The 21,567-nt window shown below is 63.3% G+C and carries 19 protein-coding genes, 1 tRNA gene and 1 pseudogene; 8 read left to right on the forward strand and 13 right to left on the reverse strand.

Annotated features, from left to right (window positions below; translation table 11 throughout):
• Nucleotides 1-93: 93 nt before the first annotated feature.
• From smpB to dapA, 3 genes are read right to left on the reverse strand one after another with little or no spacing between them, the layout of a single operon-like run.
• Nucleotides 94-567, reverse strand: a complete 474-nt coding sequence (gene smpB, locus V1293_RS08040) for an SsrA-binding protein SmpB (protein ID WP_334508265.1) — start codon at nucleotides 565-567, stop codon at nucleotides 94-96.
• A gap of 1 nt (nucleotide 568) precedes the next feature.
• The gene (gene mscL, locus V1293_RS08045) at nucleotides 569-982 is read right to left on the reverse strand and encodes a large conductance mechanosensitive channel protein MscL (protein ID WP_334508266.1); all 414 of its coding nucleotides are present in this window, start codon (nucleotides 980-982) and stop codon (nucleotides 569-571) included.
• A 45-nt stretch (nucleotides 983-1,027) separates the two neighbouring features.
• Nucleotides 1,028-1,918, reverse strand: coding sequence for a 4-hydroxy-tetrahydrodipicolinate synthase (gene dapA / locus V1293_RS08050; RefSeq protein WP_334508267.1), 891 nt, complete (start codon nucleotides 1,916-1,918; stop codon nucleotides 1,028-1,030).
• A gap of 292 nt (nucleotides 1,919-2,210) precedes the next feature.
• On the opposite strand from dapA, the gene V1293_RS08055 reads away from it, so the two are divergent.
• The gene (locus V1293_RS08055; protein ID WP_334516660.1) at nucleotides 2,211-4,454 is read left to right on the forward strand and encodes a lytic transglycosylase domain-containing protein; all 2,244 of its coding nucleotides are present in this window, start codon (nucleotides 2,211-2,213) and stop codon (nucleotides 4,452-4,454) included.
• A 201-nt stretch (nucleotides 4,455-4,655) separates the two neighbouring features.
• On the opposite strand, the gene V1293_RS08060 is transcribed toward V1293_RS08055, so the two are convergent.
• Nucleotides 4,656-6,212 (reverse strand): porin, encoded by a 1,557-nt coding sequence (locus V1293_RS08060; protein ID WP_334508269.1) that lies wholly within the window; start codon nucleotides 6,210-6,212, stop codon nucleotides 4,656-4,658.
• A 948-nt stretch (nucleotides 6,213-7,160) separates the two neighbouring features.
• Here V1293_RS08060 and V1293_RS08065 point away from each other — a divergent pair.
• Together V1293_RS08065 and V1293_RS08070 are read left to right on the forward strand one after the other, a co-directional pair.
• Nucleotides 7,161-7,254: transfer RNA gene (locus V1293_RS08065), tRNA-Ser, on the forward strand.
• A gap of 152 nt (nucleotides 7,255-7,406) precedes the next feature.
• Complete coding sequence (locus V1293_RS08070) at nucleotides 7,407-8,366, forward strand: DUF1186 domain-containing protein (RefSeq protein WP_334508271.1); 960 nt, start codon at nucleotides 7,407-7,409, stop codon at nucleotides 8,364-8,366.
• Nucleotides 8,367-8,384: 18 nt separating this feature from the next.
• Here the strand turns inward: V1293_RS08070 and V1293_RS08075 are convergent, their stop codons facing one another.
• Together V1293_RS08075 and gatB are read right to left on the reverse strand one after the other, a co-directional pair.
• The gene (locus tag V1293_RS08075) at nucleotides 8,385-8,651 is read right to left on the reverse strand and encodes a hypothetical protein (protein WP_334508273.1); all 267 of its coding nucleotides are present in this window, start codon (nucleotides 8,649-8,651) and stop codon (nucleotides 8,385-8,387) included.
• Between the two features lie 1,528 nt (nucleotides 8,652-10,179).
• Entirely contained in the window at nucleotides 10,180-11,664 is a 1,485-nt protein-coding gene (gene gatB, locus V1293_RS08080; protein ID WP_334508275.1) for an Asp-tRNA(Asn)/Glu-tRNA(Gln) amidotransferase subunit GatB, read from the reverse strand.
• Nucleotides 11,665-11,896: 232 nt separating this feature from the next.
• Between gatB and V1293_RS08085 the strand changes: the two genes are divergently transcribed.
• On the forward strand, nucleotides 11,897-12,553 hold the full coding sequence (locus V1293_RS08085; protein WP_334508277.1) for a CC0125/CC1285 family lipoprotein: 657 nt from the start codon (nucleotides 11,897-11,899) through the stop codon (nucleotides 12,551-12,553).
• Nucleotides 12,554-12,574: 21 nt separating this feature from the next.
• Here V1293_RS08085 and V1293_RS08090 read toward each other — a convergent pair whose 3' ends face one another.
• The 4 genes from V1293_RS08090 to gatC are packed head-to-tail and all read right to left on the reverse strand — an operon-like array spanning nucleotide 12,575 to nucleotide 14,873.
• Nucleotides 12,575-12,871 (reverse strand): hypothetical protein, encoded by a 297-nt coding sequence (locus V1293_RS08090; RefSeq protein WP_334508279.1) that lies wholly within the window; start codon nucleotides 12,869-12,871, stop codon nucleotides 12,575-12,577.
• A 2-nt stretch (nucleotides 12,872-12,873) separates the two neighbouring features.
• Complete coding sequence (gene gatA, locus V1293_RS08095; protein ID WP_334508282.1) at nucleotides 12,874-14,349, reverse strand: Asp-tRNA(Asn)/Glu-tRNA(Gln) amidotransferase subunit GatA; 1,476 nt, start codon at nucleotides 14,347-14,349, stop codon at nucleotides 12,874-12,876.
• Entirely contained in the window at nucleotides 14,346-14,561 is a 216-nt protein-coding gene (locus tag V1293_RS08100; RefSeq protein WP_334508284.1) for a hypothetical protein, read from the reverse strand. The genes gatA and V1293_RS08100 overlap by 4 nt, the downstream gene beginning before the upstream one ends.
• 24 nt (nucleotides 14,562-14,585) lie before the next feature.
• Complete coding sequence (gene gatC / locus V1293_RS08105) at nucleotides 14,586-14,873, reverse strand: Asp-tRNA(Asn)/Glu-tRNA(Gln) amidotransferase subunit GatC (protein ID WP_334508286.1); 288 nt, start codon at nucleotides 14,871-14,873, stop codon at nucleotides 14,586-14,588.
• Nucleotides 14,874-15,265: 392 nt separating this feature from the next.
• Here gatC and V1293_RS08110 point away from each other — a divergent pair, with 392 nt between their 5' ends.
• The 3 genes from V1293_RS08110 to V1293_RS08120 all read left to right on the forward strand — a co-directional run bounded on the left by V1293_RS08110 (nucleotide 15,266) and on the right by V1293_RS08120 (nucleotide 17,391).
• Nucleotides 15,266-15,436: a hypothetical protein gene (locus V1293_RS08110; RefSeq protein WP_334508288.1), complete on the forward strand. Its 171-nt coding sequence runs from the start codon at nucleotides 15,266-15,268 to the stop codon at nucleotides 15,434-15,436.
• A 243-nt stretch (nucleotides 15,437-15,679) separates the two neighbouring features.
• Nucleotides 15,680-16,471: an alpha/beta fold hydrolase gene (locus tag V1293_RS08115; RefSeq protein ID WP_334508289.1), complete on the forward strand. Its 792-nt coding sequence runs from the start codon at nucleotides 15,680-15,682 to the stop codon at nucleotides 16,469-16,471.
• Between the two features lie 41 nt (nucleotides 16,472-16,512).
• On the forward strand, nucleotides 16,513-17,391 hold the full coding sequence (locus V1293_RS08120; protein WP_334508291.1) for an MBL fold metallo-hydrolase: 879 nt from the start codon (nucleotides 16,513-16,515) through the stop codon (nucleotides 17,389-17,391).
• A 21-nt stretch (nucleotides 17,392-17,412) separates the two neighbouring features.
• On the opposite strand, the gene V1293_RS08125 is transcribed toward V1293_RS08120, so the two are convergent.
• Together V1293_RS08125 and V1293_RS08130 are read right to left on the reverse strand one after the other, a co-directional pair.
• Nucleotides 17,413-18,489: an NAD(P)H-dependent flavin oxidoreductase gene (locus V1293_RS08125; protein ID WP_334508293.1), complete on the reverse strand. Its 1,077-nt coding sequence runs from the start codon at nucleotides 18,487-18,489 to the stop codon at nucleotides 17,413-17,415.
• A 38-nt stretch (nucleotides 18,490-18,527) separates the two neighbouring features.
• Nucleotides 18,528-19,503: pseudogene (locus V1293_RS08130) on the reverse strand (NAD(P)H-dependent flavin oxidoreductase).
• Between the two features lie 103 nt (nucleotides 19,504-19,606).
• On the opposite strand from V1293_RS08130, the gene V1293_RS08135 reads away from it, so the two are divergent.
• Nucleotides 19,607-20,488, forward strand: a complete 882-nt coding sequence (locus V1293_RS08135) for a LysR family transcriptional regulator (protein WP_334516661.1) — start codon at nucleotides 19,607-19,609, stop codon at nucleotides 20,486-20,488.
• Between the two features lie 29 nt (nucleotides 20,489-20,517).
• On the opposite strand, the gene V1293_RS08140 is transcribed toward V1293_RS08135, so the two are convergent.
• Complete coding sequence (locus tag V1293_RS08140; RefSeq protein WP_334516662.1) at nucleotides 20,518-21,567, reverse strand: HupE/UreJ family protein; 1,050 nt, start codon at nucleotides 21,565-21,567, stop codon at nucleotides 20,518-20,520.

The raw sequence follows: 21,567 nt of genomic DNA on the forward strand, positions 1-21,567 counted from the left end.
TGCGCGCCCGATGACAGGCTCCGCGAAGCAATCCATACTTCCTCGCAGCACAATGGATTGCTTCGCTTCGCTCGCAATGACGGATAAACCTTTCTATCCCCGCGCCCGCATCAGGCGGCTTTTTTCCCGGCCCCAGTCGCGTTTCTTTTCGCTCTCGCGCTTGTCGTGCAGCTTCTTGCCTTTGGCGATCGCCAGCAAGAGCTTGGCGCGCCCGCGTTCGTTGAAATACAGCTTGAGCGGAATCAGCGTCATGCCTTCGCGATCGACCGCGCCCATCAGCTTGTTGATCTGCTTTCGGTGCAGCAAGAGCTTGCGTGGCCGTTTCGGCTCATGGTTGAAGCGGTTGGCCTGCAGATATTCCGGAATATTGGCGTTGATCAGCCAGATCTCGCCGTCCTTGGAATCCGCGTAGGATTCGGCAATCGTGGTCTTGCCGTTGCGGATCGACTTCACTTCCGTGCCGGTCAGCGCAATGCCGGTTTCGATGGTGTCCTCGATCGCGTAGTTGAACCGGGCCTTGCGGTTTTCGGCGACAACCTTGATCGGGCGCTCGTTCTTCTCGGCCACGTTAGCCCTTCTTGAGGAGATCTCGGATCTCGGTCAGCAGTTCCACCTCGCGCGTCGGCTTCGGCGGCGCCGGCGCGGCTTCGTCCTTGCGCTTCAGCCGGTTTATGGCGCGAATGACGATGAATAGCACGAAAGCTATGATGAGGAAGTTCAGCGTCAGCGTCAGGAAATTGCCCCAAGCCAGTACGGCACCCTGCTTTTTGGCGTCGGCCAGATTGGTCGCCGTCACCGACTTCGACAAGCCTGTGAAATAGTTGGAGAAGTCAAGACCGCCGGTGATTGCGCCGATGATCGGCATGATCACATCGCCGACCAGCGAGGTCACGATCGCGCCGAAGGCCGCACCGATGATGACGCCGACGGCGAGGTCGACGACGTTACCCTTCATCGCAAATTCGCGGAATTCCTTCAGCATGTTGGCTTTCCCTCTTCGTTCTTCAGGCGAAGTGAGTCGCAGCCCTTAATTGATCAGACCGGCATGCACCATGGCGCTGCGCACGGCGACCCGCGTCGGCTCGGATACCGGCACCATCGGCAGCCGCAGCTTCTCGTCGATCTTGCCGAGCAGCGAGAGCGCGTATTTCACCGGCGCCGGATTGCTTTCGATGAAGAGGTTGTTGTGCAGCGGCATCAGCTTGTCATGCAGCTTGAGCGCGGTGGCATGGTCGCCCTTCTGCCATGCCATGTGGAATTCAGAACAGAGCCGTGGCGCGACGTTGGACGTAACCGAGATGCAGCCATGGCCGCCATGCGCCATGTAGCCAAGGATGGTGGCGTCCTCGCCCGACAATTGGTTGAAGTCCTCGCCCATCGCCGCGCGCTGCTGCGACACCCGCACCATGCTGGCGGTCGCATCCTTCACGCCGGCGATGTTCTTCAATTCGAACAGCCGCGTCATGGTCTCGACCGACATGTCGATCACCGAACGGCCGGGGATGTTGTAGATGATGATCGGAATACCGATCGCGTCGTTGATCGCCTTGAAGTGCTGGTACATGCCTTCCTGGGTCGGCTTGTTATAGTACGGCGTCACCACCAGCACGGCATCCGCGCCTGCCTTCTCCGCGTGCTCGGCGAGCTCGACGGCCTCCTTGGTTGAATTGGAGCCCGCGCCTGCGATGATGGGCGCCCGCCCCTTGGCCTCGTCGATGCACCATTCGACGACGCGCTTGTGCTCGTCATGGCTCAAAGTGGGGCTTTCGCCGGTCGTGCCCACCGGCACCAGGCCGTGGGTGCCCTCAGCGATTTGCCAGCTCACCAGGCCGCGAAAGGCGGCCTCGTCGAGCGAGCCGTTCTTGAACGGCGTGACCAAGGCGGTGAACGAGCCCCGGAATTTTGTCTTGGCTGCCATGGGCTTCCTCCAAACGCTTAAGAAACGGCACGACCGAAACTGGATTTCAATTCATATCGGGTCTGGCGATCAGGCGAAAGGGCTGTGCCGTATGGCGCTAGCGCTTTGTTTCGACGCTCTTTCTTAGGCTTGACCGAGCCGCCCTCCTCGACAAGGCGACAGCCGCGATTTTGCCGCGGTGATGGCGCAAACAGGTCCGGACGCGACGTTTTAGCATTTTGTCCACATATTCAATCAAATAGATCTAAGGCTCGAGCGATTGAATGATTCGCCGCCGCAGAGGAAAGCCGTGATCCCTTCCGCCCGCGCCGCCGCCTTGCGATCGACCGCGCTGGCCACGAGCCTGGCGCTGGCCGTGCTGGCTGCGTTCCCCCTGGCTGCCTGGGCCAAGCCAAAAGTTCCCCTGCCGAAGCCGCGGCCGATCGCCCGCAACGTCGCTCCCAAGTCGACTGCGCAGTCCGCGCCACATACCAGCGCAGCACCAGCAGCCCACGCCGCGGCGGCCCCTGCGGCGCCGGCCGCGCCCGCTCCTGCGCCGCCAGTTCTCGCGCCTGCGACCCGCCAGCATGCCGCCTTGCCGCCCCCGCGCAAGCACGTGGCGCCGGCAGCGGTAGCCTCGACGTCCTCGACGTCGCAGGCCGACAAGGACGCGCTGGAGAACGTCATCGAACTGATGCGCAAGCAGAAGCCGGGGGACGCCGCGCAGGCGCAGGCCGCGATATCGGATCCGGTCGCCCGCAAGCTTGCGGAATGGCTGATCCTGCGCAGCGACAACAATGGCGCCTCCGTGGAGCGCTACCGCGCGTTTGTTTCGGCCAATCCGAGCTGGCCATCGCAGACCTTTCTGCGCCGGCGCATCGAAGCCACCCTTTGGGACGACCGCCGCGACGACGCCACGGTGTGGGCGTGGTTCGGAAACGAATCGCCGATTTCGGCCAAGGGCAAGTTCGCGCTGGCGAAGGCCATGCTCGCGCGCGGCGATCGCAACAATGCCGAACGGCTGGTCCGCGAGGCCTGGCGCAATGACGGCATGTCGGAGGACACCGAGACCGCAGCGCTCGATATGTTCGGCCCATTGCTGACGGCAGGCGACCACAAGGCGCGGATGGACACGCTGCTTTACGGCACCGAGCAGGAAGCCGGCGGCATGCGCGCCGCCAAGCGGCTCGGTTCGGGCCACGTCGCGCTGGCCAAGGCGCGGATCGCGGCCAACAAGAAATCCTCCAACCTCAAGTCGCTGCTCGATGCGGTGCCGCAGGAGCTGCACAGCGATCCCGGCTATATGTTCGCCAGGATCCAGTGGCTGCGCCGCGAAGAGAAATTCCACGAGGCCGCACGGCTCATGCTGGCCGTGCCGAAAGATCCGAACCGCCTGCACAATCTCAACGAATGGTGGATCGAACGGCGCCTCCTTGCGCGCAAGATGCTGGACGTCGGCGAACACCGCACCGCCTATCTGATTGCGCGCGACGCCGCACTTCCATCCCGCGACATCTACAAGACCGAGCAGGAATTCACCGCGGGCTGGATCGCCCTGCGCTTCCTGAAGGATCCGGCGGTCGCCGCCCAGCACTTCGCGCGCATCGGTGTCGGCAGCGCGAACCCGACTGCGCTGGCGCGCGCCGGCTATTGGCAGGGCCGTGCGGCGGAAGCGGCGGGCCGCGCCCAGGAGGCCCGCGCCGCCTACAGCCGGGCAGCCGAGCAATCGACCAGCTATTACGGCCAACTGGCGCGCGCCAAGCTCGGCCTGCCGCAGCTCCAATTGAACGGCGTCCCGAGCGGCCGCGGCCGCGGGGCTGAACGGCTGGAGATCGTCCGCGCCGTGCAATTGCTCTATGAACTCGACGAGCGCGAGCTCGCGATCCCGATTTTCGCCGACATGGGCGAGAATGGCGATCCCGATGCCCTGGTCGGCCTCGGCGAACTCACCTCGCGCCATAGCGACGCCCGCGGCATGCTGCTGCTCGGCAAGGCCGCGCTCAACCGCGGCCTGCCGTTCGATCACTACGCCTATCCGGTCAACGGCATTCCGTCGTTCAAGCAGATCGGCCCCGAGGTGGAGCCCAGCGTCGTCTATGCGATTGCGCGGCAGGAAAGCGCCTTCAACCCGGCCGTGGTCTCGCCGGCGCAGGCCTACGGACTGATGCAGGTGACGCCGGACGCCGGACGCTACGTCTGCAAACGGGCCGGCGTCAGCTTCGACCTCAACCGGATGAAGACCGACTCGGTCTACAACGCCATGCTTGGCGCCGCCGAGCTCGGCGGGCTGCTCGAGGACTACCGCGGCTCCTACATCCTGACCTTCGCCGGCTATAATGCCGGTCGCGGCAGCGTCAAGAAATGGATCGAGCGTTACGGCGATCCGCGCGATCCCAAGGTCGACGCGGTCGATTGGGTCGAGCAGATCCCGTTCTCCGAGACGCGGAACTACGTGCAGCGGATCATGGAGAACCTGCAGGTCTATCGCGCGCGGTTCGGCGGCGGGACCAGGCTCCAGATCGAAGCCGACCTGCATCGCGGCGCCAGCGTCGAATAGCGATTTTCCGGCAAAAGCCGGCCTGAGCTGAATTCCGGCGACAGTCCGCAAGTCCGGACGGCGGCGGCACCTTTCACAACCGCTTCTTCAAGCGTCGAAAGACGGCCTTCCTCCGTGCCTTCCTCGAACCAGCGCCCGCAATGAAAAACCCCCGGCGGTTGCCTGCCGGGGGTTCTCCTTAGTGTTTCAAGTCTTTCGGGATCAGAAGTTACGCTGAGCGCGAACGTTCAGGAAGACGGTGCTCTGGTCCTTGAACTCGTACACGGTGGTCGGCTTGGGAGCTGTGGCAGCCAGGACGGCAGCGCCCGTGAACTTCTGATCGAGGAAGAACGCACCGACTTCAGCCGAGAACGTCAGGTTCTTGACGGGAGTCCAGCGGGTGACCACACCAACCTGGGCAAAGTTGAAGTCCGGGTTGCAGGAATAGTCTGCAGACACGACCTTGCCAGTGTTGTAGTTGGCGCACCAGGCACCCTTCGCCGAGGTGATGTCCAGAGCGTTGCCGCCGTAGCGGACCTGACCATAGCTGCCCCAGAGGCTGGTCGACCAGTAGGGATCCCAGTTGTGGTTGAACGCACCACGGATACCCCAGGCATCCACCAGCTTGATGCCGTCGGTGGCACCGGGCAGGTACACACCGTCAGCGGTCTGGCCGAAGCCGACGCTCTGGTAAGCGCCCAGACGACCGGTCGAACCGAACATCACGAAGCTCGGCGAAGCGCCGCTCGTGGAGACCACCGACTTGGTGGAGCCCTTGGCGTAGGTGGCGTCGATCTTGAAGTCGTCGCCCGGACCGGTCGGCAGGTTCTTGATCTGCAACGCAGCCATCACCGCACCGCCCCACTTGTCTTCGGGGTGACCGGAGATTTCCGACAGAGCCGTCGGAACGCCGCCGGCGCCAAGGATGTTGTAGGAAGCGTTCACGAGGTGCGCCAAACCACCAATCTGGAACAGACCCCAGGCCTGGTCGACGCGGATGTTGCCGACGATGTCGGGAGCATGCACGCCGCCGTAGGATTGAGCGCCCGCCGTGGCGAAGCCGCTCGGAAGAACGCTGAGGTTCAGCACAGCGGTGCGGTCGTACACGGTCGGTTCATCCAGACCGATGGTGCCCGACACGCCGTTGCCGAACTGCGCGGTGTACTGGATGTTGTTGACGCCGGTGACGTAGTCCGGACCGCCCATCAAGAACGAGTTGTTGTTGCCCGGATAGCCGTTCCAGGGGGTTGCGAAGGCCGAAACCGACTTACCGAAGGTGAAGCCAGCGAACTGCAGGAAGATCTGGTCGACCGCGACATAGCCAGCGCCAGCTTGATCAAGCAGGTTCGTGTTGTTGCCCAGGTTGGTCGCGAGCACGTTCGGATTGAAGCTGTTGTTGCCGAGCGTGCTGAACTGGATGTTGGCCTGACCGAAGGTGCGGACAACGCCGTATTCAGTGGCGGTACGGGTATCAACCGTCAGCGCCAGACGAGAACGGGCCGCGAAGTAATCGCGGTAGCGGTTGCCCTGACCGATATCGCCGCTCCACGCCGGGCCGCCGTAAATGCCGCCGTTGAACGTGGTGTCGATGCGCAGATAACCACCCAGCTTGATGCAGGTGTCGGTGCCCGGGATATAGAAGAAACCCGCGCCATACAGGGAGCAGATCCTCACGTACTCGACCGCTTTGGCCTTGACGGGAAGATCGGCCGCCTGGGCTCCACTCATGGCGATCAGACCCGCCGCTGAGCCGAGAATAAGGCTCTTAACCATCTTCATGTTAAACCTCCAAGTTGCTCTGTAGGGAAGGTTCCGGATCCGCTGGGTGAATCACCCTAAGGTTGGTTCCCTTGTCCCCTGAAACCCGCTTAGTCGCTTCGCGCCTTCGGACACTCCCGCATGAACGCGAGGGACTTAAGCGAACCACCTAAAACGGGACGACCTCGGGATGCCCCCCTCCGTCGCCCGATCACAATTACCGAGGACTTCTGCACACGCAACAAAGGAACCGCCTCGAACGGCCCGACTCCGCCCCTTTTCCGAAGGGTGTTGCACAAATAACACGCGTTTGTGATTGAAGTTTCTTCGCAAGGCGCTGTTTCTATTCGGTATTTTCGAATAGCTCTGATTGACACCGCGATTTCGGTGTGGGCACCGCAACAACCGGCTCGCGCCCGCCAACGCGCCTTCTTTCAGCATCGAATCGAGGCCGAGGCCGCCGAATCCGCCGCGAGCGATTACGCACCTATTATAGAGTGAGCTCATCGGAGACAGGCGCAGGCCGCGACGGGCGTCTCCCCCTCTCCGGACGCCCAACCAGGGCAAAAAACCGGCGAAAAAGGATGGAAGCCCGGTATTTCGCGAGATCGGAAGGCCTTTTTATAGAGCGCCGAAACTTGGCACTTGCGCGCGGCGTCTGGAACCGTGACTCGCGGAATCGAATCGGCCCACCGGTGCCATCGAATCAATTTCACGCGATTTCGACGCGCCGCGCGGAAAAACTCCCCGCGGAGGTCAGGTCTCGCGTCACGCGCGCCGTGCCGATTGCTGAGTCGTCTGCGCGTCATCGAGACCGCAGAGCCCGGAAACATGCGTCTAAACGCGCGATACGGGATATCGGCCGTTCGTGAGGATTGCGTGCGAAGCGCCGGCGCCTCCAAATGGCCTCGGCGTAATCTGAATCTGCCGCTTGCGGCTGGCCCTCGCGTCAGGCATATCCGCGCAGATGGAGCTGTGGCCGAGTGGCTGAAGGCGGCGGTTTGCTAAACCGTTATAGGGTTGTAAAGCCCTATCGAGGGTTCGAATCCCTCCGGCTCCGCCATCCCGCTCCTTGTCCAGACCGGAGACATGGGTAACAGGTGATGCCTGCCGCCGCACACCGGGCCATTGCGCCATTTGCGGCGATGGATCGTCTCTTGCGGGTTGGAAGCCATCCGATCGGCATCACCTCTGCAACACGCCGCGGAGCGCAAGATGAAGAAGGAAGAACTCGAGGCGATCCTTGGCGATGGCGACAACACGCCCGATCTCGGTCCGATCGAAGAACATCTTTATGCCGTAGCGACGGAGCCGAAGCTGCCGGATTTCGCGGTCGGCATGTGCGTGGCGAGAATCGAGGAATCTGCGCCGGCATTGCGCGCCGTTCTGCTGCGGGCTGCGGATGGCGAGGCATTGTCGGACGATGAAAGCCTGCTGCTGTTCCGCGGGCTGCATATCCTGGGCGGCGCACGTGACCGGGAAGCGTGCCAGCCGCTCCTGCGCCTGCTGCGGCGCCCCTTTGAGGAGCTCGACGATCTCATCGGCGATACCGTCGCTGAAAGCCTGGCCAACATCGTCACCGGCGTGTTCGATGACGATGTCGACGCCCTGTTCGCCTTGATCATCGACAGCTCGATCGATGGATTCATCCGTGAAGCATTGTTCGGCGCGGCGACTTTCCTGGCATGGGAGGGCCGCATCGAGCGCGATCGGTATCGGGGATTTCTTGTCCGGTTCCATGAGGAGCGGCCGGCCGAAGACGGCGATCAGGCCTGGGCGGGCTGGCTGCAGGCGATTGCCCTGCTCGGCCTGCGCGACCTGGTGCCGCTCGTCGACAATGCCTTTCGTGAAGACCGCATACCCGAGGAATGGATTGATCGTCGCCAGTTCGACGACGACATTGCCGGAGCCGAATACGCGCCCGACGACATCGAACGGCTCACGCAATACAACCTCGGTTACATCGAGGACGTGCTGGTATCACTGGATTGGACGCGCGGCACCGAAGACGTCTTCGACGAGGACGGCGAGGAAGCCCCGTGGACCGATTTCGCGTATCCGAACGAGCCGGTCAGGAACCCCTGGCGTAACGTCGGACGTAACGATCCATGTCCGTGCGGGAGCGGCAAGAAGTTCAAGAAATGCTGCCTTGCTGTGGGCGAGCCGCCGGCCTGACGCCGGCCGCTCCGGGCCTCAATGCGCGGTCATCCACGCACGCGCTTCGCGCTGTGCGGTGGCGATTTCGGCGTCCGACATCATCGCGGCGACTTCGCGGCGCATGGAGATCGCATCCGCGCGTCCCTTCAGCGCGGCGAGGTTGAACCATTTGTGGGCCGCGACGAGGTTCACCACCCCGGAACGGCCGCTCGCCCAGTAAAGGCCGCGCTCGAACAGCACGTCCGGGATCGCTGTCGCTTCCACCGGAATTGCCTTATCCAGATCAAACTGCCCCTGAAACATCTGTAGCTCCCCTTTTTATCGTTGCCGCCCTCCCCCGAGCGCGGCCCCTGTCCACTGTTAAACCCTGTCATCCGCAACGCCGTTTACCGGTCTGTTGTTGGGATGATCATGACCGATCAAATTTGAAGGGCAGTTTAAGGTTCGCGATGAACGGGATGTAAACGCGCGCATCGTGCCGTCGAACGCGAAATTGCAGAAATGCCTGCGGCACAGGGAGAAGTTACCAATCGTGAAATTCGGTTTACCCTGCGGTTTCGCAGAACGATAACCATTGCCGCAAGGTCGGGGTCGCCACTATTCGTCACCGGGCAGGCCGTAACGCGCCGCGCGATGACGGGTTCCAACCAATGATCGGGCGTCGAGCAGTTGCTACGACCATTCGGGAGTTCACGGCGCGGCCGATACCGAATTCGCGAACGACGACACGCCCGGAACAACAGGCGGAAGCAAGACAACCGACGCCTGCGAACGATCAACGATGAATCGGGGAAAACTTGGTGCCGGACGCCTGATGCGTCGGCTATCGGAGCGCTCCGGTGAAAGCGGGCGTTCCAGGGAACGAGGGCGTTCCCGGGGGAACGAGGGCGTCGGCGAACACGTCAGGACCAGATTTCATGGCCGGGCTTTTGGCCCGGTGAAATTGCGGGCGTTAAGGACACCCGCACCGAACGAAGAAAAACTTGTTTCTTCTGCCGGACCGGTTTTGAAAGAGCGAAGCTTTTAGAAAGAACGCTCTTCCGAAATACGATCCAGCCGTTTGACCTGATGTCTCGCCGACACCCTCTTTTCGTCGACCAGAGCCTTCAGACTTTTATCCGGGGCTCTAATGACGTGCCGGCATCAAGTCGCCGGCAATCTTGGAGAAGCGAAGTTACTTCTTCTTCTTGGCGACCTTGCGGGTCTTCTTCGCAGTCTTCTTCACTGCGCTCTTCGCCTTCTTTGCCTTCTTAGCTTTCTTGGCCATGTTGCCCTCCTAATGTTAGTGAGATGGCTTAATCGCTGCGTGCACTCGGGAATCGAGATGCACTACATCCCGAATACACCAACGCATTCAAAAAAACAGCGTCCCGCTTAAGGAAGTGTTGACGCAGCAATGTGAGAGCGCGCGAAGTACTTCATTCGACGGCACAACGACAAGCGCGCGCGCCGATGCAAAAAGTGCCGCAACGACCGACATCGGCGCTTGTCAATAGTGAAGGAAGCGCCTGTGCCGCAGCACTTTCTTTAATTCCCTCATGCGACGATCAACGCGCGATCAGTGTCGTTGCGACTCAATGATGCCGCAAAAAGGCCGTGCGCTCGGACTCTGAGTCGCAGAGTTTGGCAATAAAAAAATTTTCGTGGTCACAGCGTTGGCGTCTCGTCGGCGCTCGCCAAAACCGAACTTCCAGGCGAATCGCGACCACCGATTCGGACGCACGCTTTTGGTCGCGATGTGAATATCGGATCGCGATGAACGAGAGATGCGCGCTCGCGCGCATCTCTCGTGGCGTCATCGACGACGAGAGTCGTCCCGTTACGGGACGCTTTAGATACCGAGCTTCGCCTTCAGGAGATCATTCACAGCCTGCGGATTGGCCTTGCCGCCGGACTGCTTCATCACCTGGCCGACGAACCAGCCGGCGAGTTGCGGCCTGGCTTTCGCCTGCGCGACCTTGTCCGGATTGGCCGCGATGATGTCGTCGATGACCTTCTCGATCGCGCCCAAATCCGTGACCTGCTTCATGCCGCGTGCTTCGACCAGCTCGCGCGGGTCGCCGCCTTCCGTCCAGACGATCTCGAACAGGTCTTTTGCGATCTTGCCTGATATCGTGCCCTCGCCGATCAGGTCGACGATCGCAGCCAGTTGCGCCGCCGACACCGGCGAGTCCGTGATGCCATGGCCTTCCTTGTTGAGACGGCCGAACAGCTCGTTGATCACCCAATTGGCCGCGAGCTTGCCGTCGCGCGCCTTGTCGGCAAGACCTGCCAGCACGGTTTCGTAGAACTCCGCGCTCTCGCGCTCGGCCACCAGCACGCCGGCATCGTAAGGCGACAGGCCGAGGCTCTCGATGAAGCGCGCCTTCTTCTGGTCCGGCAGTTCCGGCAGCTTCGACTTGAGCTCGTCGACATAGCCTTGCGTGAACTCGAGCGGCAGCAGGTCCGGATCCGGAAAATAGCGATAGTCATGCGCTTCTTCCTTGGAGCGCATCGAGCGCGTCTCGCCCTTGTTCGGGTCGAACAGCCGCGTTTCCTGGTCGATCGTGCCGCCATCCTCGATGATCTCGATCTGGCGCCGCGCCTCGTACTCGATCGCCTGGCCGATGAAGGTGATCGAGTTCATGTTCTTGATCTCGCAGCGGGTGCCGAGCGGCCCGCCGGGCTTGCGCACGGAAACGTTCACATCGGCGCGCAGCGAGCCCTTCTCCATGTCACCGTCGCAGGTGCCGAGATAGCGCAGGATCGAACGCAGCTTCGTTACATAGGCCTTGGCCTGTTCGGCATCGCGGATGTCCGGTTTTGATACGATCTCCATCAGCGCCACACCGCAGCGGTTGAGATCGACACAGGACATGGTCGGCGACTGGTCGTGCAGCGATTTGCCGGCATCCTGTTCCAGATGCAGCCGCTCGATCCCGATCGTCGCGGTCTTGCCGCCGTCCAGTTCGACCACGACCTCGCCTTCGCCCACGATCGGCGACTTGTACTGGCTGATCTGGTAGCCCTGCGGCGAATCCGGATAGAAATAATTCTTGCGGTCGAACACCGAGCGCAGGTTGATCTGCGCGTTGAGGCCGAGACCGGTGCGCACCGCCTGACGGACGCACTCTTCATTGATCACGGGCAGCATGCCCGGCATCGCGGCGTCGACCAGCGAGACATGGCTGTTCGGCTCGCCGCCGAATTCGGTCGAGGCGCCCGAGAACAGCTTTGACTTCGAGGTGACCTGGGCGTGAACCTCCAGCCCGATGACGACTTCCCAGTCGCCGGTCTGGCCCTTGATCAGTTTTCCCGGTTTGACTGACACGTTCATCGATGCAGGCTTCCGAACAGGTTGAGATGTGGGACGGCTTGGGCTTCGCGCAACGGATGGCGTCAGTCAAGCCGCGGAAATCGGCGTCCGGATGGTCAGAGACCGCGACAGAACGCCTGGTGCAGGCGGCCCGGCCCACGCCGCTGCACAATATCTCCTGAAGACTTCATTCGCCGCAGCATTGACGCGCAGTAGAATTGTACCGTAGAGGTTGCATGAGGTGGGGGATGAAATGCTTCGTGTTTTGTTTGTAGCGGCCGTCGCCGTCAGTCTTGCGTCGTGTGCAACTCCTTACGCCCAGCAGGGCCTGACTGGCGGCTTCGACGTCCAGGAACTGAGACCGGACGTCTTTCGCGTGAGCTTCCAAGGCAACGGCTACACCACACGCGAGACTGTTCAGGTCTATTGGCTTTATCGCTGCGCCCAACTGGCCATCGAAAAGGGTTTTAACGGATTTGAGATCCTGTCGGACATGCAATTCGTCATGCGGCGTCCGCCGGCGGACGATCGCCAAGGTCCAAGGCTGAGCAGCTCGGTGGCATCGCTCCGCACCAGTATTCCCGTGTCGGCGGACGAAGTCTCCCAGGCCGCGGCGTGGCGGCCCAAGGGCGACCTCGCCAGCCGCTCGGTTGAACCGATCAGGATGGCGCGGGGCGGCGGCGCCCCGATCTTCATCTATACCGGCGGCGGGGCGGCGATCCCCAAACCGGCGATCGAGGGCGATGTGCACTTCCTTGCGACGCCGGTCGTGTCGGCACCGCCAAAAGTGTTCAATGCCAAGGAGTTGCTCAGCCAGCTGGAGCCGCTCGTCAAGGCCGAGAAATGCGGCGTCGGCAATGTGTGTCCGCACGTGCATGAGTATTTGCTGCCGAAAGGAAAGCTGCGGTAACGGCCGGTAGCGACCGGCCGTTCACCGCGCCGAACCGGCACTGAGCAGCGCGGACACGATCCGCTCCCATTCGGCTTCCAGAGAATCCTTTGCCACCGGCTGGCCGGCCTGGCGGTACCAGTAGCCGGCATTGCCAAGATCGCCTTCCACCCGGTGCAGGTAGGCATGCACCCAGGCCGAATTCACGTCACTCTCGTCCTGCACGATCTTGTGCGCACGATCCCAGTCGCCCTTGGCGGCCCACCATAACGCAGCCAGCGGTGGTTCCAGGCCAGGCGCCGGCGCAGCGTCCGCGAGAGTGGCGCGGAAATCCGCCATCGCTACCACCACCTCTGTGGCGTGAACCGGCCGGCCGCCTGCTCCACGACTTCGCCGAGCGAGAACAGCGTCTCCTCGTCGAACGGACGGCCGATTAGTTGCAGGCCGAGCGGCAGGCCTTGTGCGTCCTTGCCGGCCGGCACCGCGATGCCCGGCAGTCCCGCCATGTTCACCGTCACCGTAAAAATGTCGTTGAGATACATCTCGACCGGATCGGCGCCGCCCTTCTCGCCGACGCCAAAGGCCGCCGACGGCGTCGCCGGCGTCAGGATCGCGCTGACGCCTTTTGCAAAACAGTCCTCAAAATCCTTCTTGATCAGGGTGCGGACTTTTTGCGCGCGCAGGTAATAGGCGTCGTAATAACCGGCCGACAACACATAGGTGCCGATCATGACGCGGCGGCGCACTTCGTCGCCAAAGCCTTCGGCGCGGGTGTTCTCATACAGTTCGCCGATCGAGCGGCCGGGCACGCGCAGGCCGTAGCGCACGCCATCGTAGCGCGCGAGGTTGGACGAGGCTTCCGCCGGCGCCACGATGTAATAGGCCGGCAGCGCGTATTTGGTATGCGGCAGCGACACCTCGACCAGTTCGGCACCGGCTGCCTTCAGCCACGCCGCGCCTTCGGCCCAGAGCTTTTCGATTTCCGCCGGCATGCCGTCGAGGCGGTACTCCTTCGGGATGCCGATCTTCATGCCCTTGACGGATTTCCCAATCGCGGCCTCGTAGTCCGGCACCGCGCGATCGACGGACGTCGTATCCTTCGGGTCATGCCCCGCCATCGAGCGCATCAGGATCGCGGCATCGCGCGTGGTGCGCGCGATCGGCCCTGCCTGGTCGAGCGAGGACGCGAACGCCACGATGCCCCAGCGCGAGCAGCGGCCATAGGTCGGCTTGACGCCGACGGTCGCGGTGAAGGCTGCAGGCTGGCGGATGGAGCCGCCTGTGTCGGTCGCGGTCGCGCCCATGCAGAGCAGCGCCGCCACGGCGGAAGCCGATCCGCCCGACGAGCCGCCCGGCACCAGCGTGGTGTTGGAACCTTCGCGCCGCCATGGATTGACCACCGGGCCGAAGCACGAGGTCTCGTTCGACGAGCCCATCGCGAACTCGTCGTTGTTGAGCTTGCCGAGCATCACCGCGCCGTCGCGCCAAAGCTGCGAGGTCACGGTGGATTCGTAAGGCGGCACGAAATTGCCGAGGATCTTCGAGCACGCAGTGGTGCGCACGTCTTTCGTCGCGAAAAGGTCCTTGATGCCGAGCGGAATACCGGCGAGCGGCCCACCCTCGCCCTTGGCGATCTTCGCGTCGATCGCGCGCGCCATGGCGCGCGCCTGATCCGGCGTTTCCAGCACGAAGGCGTTGAGCGAACGCGCCGCCTCGATTGCCGCGAGATGCGCATCCGTCAGTTCCAGCGAGGTGAAAGACTTGCTCGCGAGGCCGGCTTTGGCCTCGGCGATCGTCATCGATGTCAGGTCGGTCATTTATTGATCGGGCTGCAGAAGAAGGGAGAGAGCGTCTTGTCGTTGGCGGGATTATTCGATTCCTGGGCGCGCGCCTTGTCGGCGGCCTCGAGCTGGTCGAGCACGGCGTCAACAGCCTTGTCGGGATCGGCGGCCTTGCCCTGCCGCGCCATCGCGTCGAGGTAGTTCATGTAGGCCTGATAGGCCTTTTCATCGTCGCAGAGCAGACACATCGGACTTCCGATCTCTAGAAAGAATTACTCGACCACCTTCGGCACCAGGAAGAAATGGTTTTGCGTTTCCGGCGCATTCCCAACGATGTCGTCGGGGATCTCGCCGTCATTGACCACGTCGGCCCGCTTCTTCATTTCCATCGGGGTCACCGAGGTCATCGGTTCGACGCCGTCGACGTTCACCTCCGAAAGCTGCTCCACGAAAGCCAGCATGGCGTTCAGCTCGCCCTGCAGATGGGGAACTTCGGCCTCGGTGACCGCAATTCGCGCGAGCTGCGCGATGCGGCGGACGGTGGCAGCATCAACGGACATAAATATAGGCCTCAAATGGAGAATTCGCATCTGCCGTATAGCAGACGCGGCTTTTGCGCCGCAACCGCGGGAACAGGCGGAGCCGGCTTGGGGACCCGCCTTTTGGAGATCAAAAGTCGACCCGGCCCCGACGCACCAGATTTTGAGCGCCTAGCGCCCGTTTCCTGCGCAAACCAGCCCTGACGAAACCATTTTTGCCGCCTTACGTAGTCGTCTTGAAACAGTCGGGGGATGTAGTCGCGGCCAGAAGATCGGGAGGCCGTGTCATGTCCATCCAAAATGACAGCGCCGGATCGGAAAGCTGGGATCCTGCCCTCTGGTCCATCGGGACCGTGCTTGGCGTCGCGATCGTCTACCTCGCCTGCTTAACCTGACCAACGGGAGGGAGAGCCATGTCTCAGGCCCAGGCTAAAATCCTGCAGGAAAAGGCGGAAATGTTCGAGCGCCGCGCGGAAAGCGCGACCGATCCGATCTCAAAGCAGCACTACAAGGAGATGGCGGCGCATTACAGGTCGCTGGCGGTTGAACATCTTGAGGTCCATCGCGACGAACCGGCACACTAGCCCGGAGGCCCCGCGCATCTTATGCGGTGGCCGGTTCGGCCGAGAGCTTTCAGCCCAAGCCGCAGCCACCCTCGCGTCGCCAACAGACGCCAAAAAACCAACGTGACTTCCTGCAGCAGCCCCACACCTCGAGAATTTGAGATTTGTGTCGTCTCCGGTATCGTGGACCTCGGATTTCGAGGCTGACCGGTCAGTCGCTCGCCGTGACAAACAAGAAGACCAAAAGAACCCGGAGGGCGCAGGATGGATTTCATTGAAGCCAACGGCGTCGGGCTGCGCTGCGAGCTGAGCGGCGAAGGCGACCGCACGCTGGTGCTGGTTCACGAAATGGGCGGCTCGCTGGAGAGCTGGGACGAGGTCGCGCCAAGGTTCGCGAAATCGCGTCGCGTGCTGCGCTACGACACCCGTGGCGCCGGATTGTCGCAGAAGGTGCGCGGCGAGCTTACCCTCGATACGATGGCCGACGACATCGCAGCCCTGCTCGATCATTTTGGGATCGCCGGCAAGGTCGCGCTGGCAGGGATCGCCGTCGGCGGTGCGATCGCCCTGCACTTCGCAGCCCGATACAGCGAGCGCACCAGCGCCGTTGCGGTCGGCAGCCCGGCTACCGGCATCGCAGCGGAGCGTCGTGCGGCGGCGCTGGAGCGCCTCGTACGAATCGAAGCCGCCGGCATGGCGGTCGCGGTCGAGGATTCGATGTTGAACGGCTACGCGCCGGAGTTTCGCGGCGACATCAAACGGTTCGAGCGCTTCCGAACGCGATGGCTCGGCAACGATCCCTCAAGCTATGCGACGATCTGGCGAATGCTGGCCGCAGCCGACATGCAGGACGAACTCGCTCGCCTGACTTGCCCGGTCCTCGTGATCGGCGGCAGCCTGGATCGCGTACGCCCGCCGCCGCTGGCGCAAGGCGTGGCCAAAGCCATCCCCGGTGCCCGCTACGTCGAAATCCGCACCGGGCACTACATGGCGGTGCAAACGCCCGATCTGCTCTCCGATTGCATCGACGAGTTCCTGCGATCGGTCGACGCCTGATCGAACCTGACTATTCCCCAACAGTCCCAAGGTCTTCCCATATGAACCCGCAACCAGCAGCGCAGATTCCCGGCGTCTATCATCGCAGGATCGGGGACATTGTCGTCACCACTATCAGTGACGGCTATCTGGACGGCACCCTCGAGGTGATGCGCAATGTCGATGTCGAGAAGGCCCGCCACATTCTGACCGACGCGTTCCGTCCGGCGCGGCGAACCAGCGTCAACACCTTCCTGATCCACTCAAAAGGGCGCACCGCGATCGTCGACACCGGATCGGGCAACTATTTGCAGCCCACCGCCGGCTTCGTTCAGCGCAACCTCGCTTCCGCCGGGATCGATCCGACGACGATCGATACGGTGTTGCTGACCCACATGCATCCGGATCATTCCGCCGGCCTGACCGACATGTCGAACGGGCAGCTGCTGTTTCCGAACGCGGAACTTGTGATGCACGAGAACGAGCTGGCGCATTGGTTCGACGACGGCGCGATGGCGAAGGTCGACGAGCGATCGGCACAACTCTATTTTCTGGCCGGTCGTGAACAGGTCGCGCCCTACAAGAACCGGACGCGATTGTTCAGGGAGGGTGAGGTGTTTCCCGGCGTGACCGCGGTGCCGAGCCTCGGGCATACGCCGGGCCACACCGCCTATCTCGTCGCATCGGGCAACGATCAGTTGATGATCTGGGGCGACACGGTGCACGTGCCGGAGGTGCAAACCGCCTTTCCCGAAGCCGGCATGGCCTTCGACACCGATCTCGCCGCAGCCGCGGCCGCGCGAAAGCGCATGTTCGATCGCGTCTCCGCCGACGGTATTCTCATAGCCGGGATGCACCTGCATTTCCCGGCGTTCTCGCGGCTGGCACGGCGAGGCGAAGCCTACGCGCTTTATCCCGAGGCCTGGGTTCACGCGCTGTAGCGGCTCAAAGCCGGCACCGCGCTATCCGCCCAACGCGCCGAGCCGCGCCAGCGCGGCGCCCGCAAGCGCACGGGTCAGCTCTGCCGCCGGCATCTCGCGGCCCATCCGCACCGCCTGGCCGGCCCAGAGATTGGTGAAATCGACCTTGCCGAGCTTTTCGGCCGCCGCCTTCAGCGGCCCCAGCGCCGTGGCGGCGTGCGGGAACGCCGGCGCGTCCGGCGAGATTGGGCCAACCTCGCGCATGACGCGGTTGGCGACGCCCCTTGCAGGCCGCCCGGTCATAACATTGGTGATGACGGTGGAATCGTCATGCGCCTGCGCCAGCGCCGTGCGCGCAGGTCCGATCACCTTCGATTCCGGGCAGCGCAGATAGGCGCTGCCGATCTGCACGCCGGATGCGCCCAGCGCGAACGCTGCCGCGATGCCGCGCCCGTCGGCAATACCGCCGGCTGCGATCACCGGCACCCTCACCGCATCGACCACCTGCGGCACCAACGCAAACGTGCCGGGCTGCTGGGCGATATTGTCGGTCAGGAACATGCCGCGATGGCCGCCCGCCTCGGCGCCTTGCGCGATGATGACGTCGGCGCCGTTCTCCTCCAGCCAGATCGCTTCCTTCACGATCGTCGCCGACGACATCACGATGCAGCCGGCCGCCTTGACGCGCTTGACCAGCGCCGCATCCGGCAAGCCGAAATGGAAGCTCACCACTTCCGGCTTCAACTCCTCGACGACAGCGCACATCGCCTCATCGAACGGCGCGCGGTTGGCGGCGTTGACGGGTGCGGCGGGATCGAGCGCCAATTCTTTGTAGTAAGACCCGAGCCTGGCCTTCCATCCGGCTTCGCGCGCCGGATCGGCATCGACCGCCTTGTGACAGAAGAAGTTCATGTTGACGGGTGCCGTAACCCGCTGGCGGATGATGCTGACCTGCTCGCGGGCTTTCTCGGCCGAAATCATCGCGCAGGGCAGCGAACCCAGCGCCCCGCCCTGCGCCGCCGCGATCACCAGTTCGGCGTCCATGATGCCGGCCATCGGCGCCAGCACGATCGGAAATTCGGTCTTGAAGAGGTCGATGATCCGGCGGTCTGGCCACATGGTTCTGCTCGCTTGAATGAATTGAAGGGACGTAAAGATCAGGCAGCGAAGGAGTTCCGCCGCCCGCCCAGTATCTGCTCTGCCTCGGTGACGATCCTGTCAACGATCTCGGCCGCTGGCGGGATATCATGGATCAGCCCGACTGCTTCACCTGCGATGACGGCGGCGATATCGAAATCGCCTTGCGGCCTTCGCCGCCGCATATTCGGCCGCGACCGCTTTGACATTCTGCAGCAGTTCGACCTCGCGTCCCATCCAGCGCCGCGCATGATCATTGATCAGGCAACGGCCGGTAAACGGCGCCGGCCAGACATTGTTGCGCGAGAGGTCGAAGATGATACCGCGGACGCTGTTGCCGCTGGTCGCGGCACAGATGCGCCGTTTCGCTTCCTCTGGGCCGTCGCATTCCTGACTGGCATAGAAGCGCGTGCCGAGCAGCACGCCGGAAGCCCCCAGCATCATCATCGCGGCGAGCCCGCGGCCATCGCCGATGCCGCCGGCGGCCGCCACCGGCACCCGGCCGGCTGCGAGATCGACGATCGCCGGCACGATATCGATGGTGGTGCGCGACGCACCATGGCCGCCGGCCTCGGTTCCCTGTGCGATCAGGATGTCGGCACCTGCATCGAGCGCCTGCCGCGCCATCGCCTCGTCCTGCACCTGGCAGATCAGGAGCGCGCCCGACGATTTGATGCGCGGTGCGAACGGCTTTGGATCGCCGAACGAAAGCATGATCGCACGCGGACCCGCTTCAAGCGCGACGTCCAGCAGAGCCGGCTGCCTCGCAAGGCTCCAGGTGATGAAGCCGATGCCGAAGCGATCGGATGCATCGGCAAGCTTGGCCGTCTCCTGCTCGAGCCAGGCTCTGTCGCCGTAGCCGCCGCCGAGAATCCCGAACCCGCCGGCGGCGCTAACCGCCGATGTGAGCCGTGCGCCGGCAATGACGTCCATCGGCGCCGACACGATCGGGTGCCGGATGCCCAAACGTGCGGTCAACGGCGTGGAGATTGGCATGTCCATTCCCTGCAATCTGGACAGCGACGTTATGCCGAACTATCATTCTCTAAAAATGAATACTAGAGAATGCAGACATCTCGAAAATGAAACGGTATGCCCCATGGAGTTGAGCGATCTCCTGACCTTCTCCACCGTTGCACGGCTGGGCGGCATCACCCGCGCCGCCGACGAACTCAACACGGTGCAGTCCAACGTCACGCAACGGGTCAAGGCGCTGGAGGCCGAGATCGGCACCGCGTTGTTCGAGCGGCACAGCCGCGGCATGACGCTGACCGGCGCCGGCCGCCGCCTGCTGCCCTATGCGCAGCGGATGGCGGCGTTGTCTCGTGAGGCGCTGCTGGCCGCGCGCGACGATGGCGAGCCGAAGGGGCCGCTCGCGATCGGCTCGATGGAGACGACGGCGGCAGTGCGCCTGCCTTCCCTGCTCGCCGAATTCCATCGCCGCTTCCCGGCGGTGCGATTGAGCTTGCGGACGTCGACGACGGCCGAACTGGTGGCGGGCGTGCTCAACGGCACGTTTGACGGCGCATTCGTCGCAGGTCCCATCGATCATGCCGAACTCGATGCGACGGTCGCCTTCCGCGAAGAACTGGTGCTGGTCACTGCGCGGCGATGGGTGAGCCTCGCCGCCCTGCGGGCGGGCACGCCGGAGTCGGGGCCGACCGCGCTTGTGTTCCGCACCGGCTGCACGTACCGCCAGCGCCTCGAGCAGGTTTTTTCGGAATTCGGCTGGCCGTCGTCCGCGCGGTTCGAACTCGGCACGCTCGACGGCATGATCGGCTGCGTTGCCGCCGACATGGGCGTGACGATGCTGCCGCGCGCCGTGGTCGGGCGGAACGACACGGTCAGCATTCACACGCTGAACCCGGCGCAGTCCAAGGTCGAGACGCTCTTCATCACCCGCCGCACGGCCCATCAATACAGCGCCCTGCAGGGTTTTGCGTCCTGCCTGGGCAGCAATGGCGAGGTTATTGCCGCCTGACATACCAGCGTGCAGCGCGACCACGGCATTCAACCAACAAAGATACGTTCGACCAGCCAGTAGGTGCCGATCGCCGCCACCGCCAGCGAGGCGATGCGCGGGGTCAGCCGCGCGCCGCGACCACGCGACAGCCACAGCAGCGCCGGCAGGAAGGCGGCAACGAAAATCAGCTGCCCGATCTCGACCCCCACATTGAAACCCACCAGCCCACGCACCAGTGTCGCCCCCTTAAGGCCGAGCTCGCCAAGTACGGAGGCAAACCCGAAGCCGTGCACAAGGCCGAAACCGAAACTCCAGATCCACCGCCTCCTGTCGGGCTCGGCCGCGAAAAGATTCTCCAGCGCGACCCAAACAATCGTAGCCGCAATCAGCGGCTCGATAATGCGGTCGGGAATCGTCACAATGCCCAACGCCGCGACCGACAGCGTCACGCTGTGAGCCAATGTGAAGGCCGTGACGATGCGCACTACCGACCACGCCCCCCGCGCGGTGGCCAGCAGCGCGACCAGGAACAGCAGATGGTCATAGCCGGTCAGAATGTGCTCGATGCCGAGCTTGACGAAGTCGAACCAGCCCGTCGCGACGGTGCGGTCAATGTCCACCGTGACGGACCTCGATTCCTCCCCGAAGATCACCTGTCGCTCGCCGCTCGGCGTGCGGAGATTGCCGAGGGTCTGGTAGTGCTCGCCCAGAAAGGCGCGCCAGTCCTCCGTGATGTCGAGACGGCCATGGGAAGAGTCGCAGGTGAAGTCGATCTCGATTGTTGCGCGGGTCTCGTTGGTGCCGGCGCCGCCAATGCGCACTCGTCCGGCCCGGCAGCGTCCGCCATCGAGGTCCACCGTGACGCTCCTGCGCGCCGCTTCGGCCGCCACTTCTGCCGCTCCACGGTCGGCATTGGCGGCGGCGGTGAGGATCTCCGCCGAGGCCGCCGGCAATTCAGGCAAGGCCAGCGAGAGCGCGTAGAGCATCCGGCCGCCGGTGAATTCGATGCGCGATAGTCCTGTGGTGGTTACGTGCGCAAGCGCGCTGCAGCAGCCAATAAGCGTCAACCAGAGGAGTGCCCATGGCGCAAGCCTCAT

It is taken from the genome of Bradyrhizobium sp. AZCC 1693, from assembly GCF_036924745.1.
Taxonomy (GTDB): domain Bacteria; phylum Pseudomonadota; class Alphaproteobacteria; order Rhizobiales; family Xanthobacteraceae; genus Bradyrhizobium.

Bases quoted from the DNA above. Each gene is read 5' to 3' on its own strand.
- V1293_RS08075 (WP_334508273.1), bottom strand. From the start codon at position 8,651: ATGTTTCAGGGGCAGTTTGATCTGGATAAGGCAATTCCGGTGGAAGCG.
- V1293_RS08070 (WP_334508271.1), top strand. From the start codon at position 7,407: ATGAAGAAGGAAGAACTCGAGGCGATCCTTGGCGATGGCGACAACACG.
- V1293_RS08060 (WP_334508269.1), bottom strand. From the start codon at position 6,212: ATGAAGATGGTTAAGAGCCTTATTCTCGGCTCAGCGGCGGGTCTGATC.
- V1293_RS08090 (WP_334508279.1), bottom strand. From the start codon at position 12,871: ATGGCGGATTTCCGCGCCACTCTCGCGGACGCTGCGCCGGCGCCTGGC.
- V1293_RS08125 (WP_334508293.1), bottom strand. From the start codon at position 18,489: ATGTGGCCAGACCGCCGGATCATCGACCTCTTCAAGACCGAATTTCCG.
- V1293_RS08085 (WP_334508277.1), top strand. From the start codon at position 11,897: ATGCTTCGTGTTTTGTTTGTAGCGGCCGTCGCCGTCAGTCTTGCGTCG.
- V1293_RS08120 (WP_334508291.1), top strand. From the start codon at position 16,513: ATGAACCCGCAACCAGCAGCGCAGATTCCCGGCGTCTATCATCGCAGG.
- V1293_RS08135 (WP_334516661.1), top strand. From the start codon at position 19,607: ATGGAGTTGAGCGATCTCCTGACCTTCTCCACCGTTGCACGGCTGGGC.
- mscL (WP_334508266.1), bottom strand. From the start codon at position 982: ATGCTGAAGGAATTCCGCGAATTTGCGATGAAGGGTAACGTCGTCGAC.
- gatC (WP_334508286.1), bottom strand. From the start codon at position 14,873: ATGTCCGTTGATGCTGCCACCGTCCGCCGCATCGCGCAGCTCGCGCGA.
- V1293_RS08140 (WP_334516662.1), bottom strand. From the start codon at position 21,567: ATGAGGCTTGCGCCATGGGCACTCCTCTGGTTGACGCTTATTGGCTGC.
- gatA (WP_334508282.1), bottom strand. From the start codon at position 14,349: ATGACCGACCTGACATCGATGACGATCGCCGAGGCCAAAGCCGGCCTC.
- V1293_RS08115 (WP_334508289.1), top strand. From the start codon at position 15,680: ATGGATTTCATTGAAGCCAACGGCGTCGGGCTGCGCTGCGAGCTGAGC.
- dapA (WP_334508267.1), bottom strand. From the start codon at position 1,918: ATGGCAGCCAAGACAAAATTCCGGGGCTCGTTCACCGCCTTGGTCACG.
- V1293_RS08100 (WP_334508284.1), bottom strand. From the start codon at position 14,561: ATGTGTCTGCTCTGCGACGATGAAAAGGCCTATCAGGCCTACATGAAC.
- gatB (WP_334508275.1), bottom strand. From the start codon at position 11,664: ATGAACGTGTCAGTCAAACCGGGAAAACTGATCAAGGGCCAGACCGGC.
- V1293_RS08110 (WP_334508288.1), top strand. From the start codon at position 15,266: ATGTCTCAGGCCCAGGCTAAAATCCTGCAGGAAAAGGCGGAAATGTTC.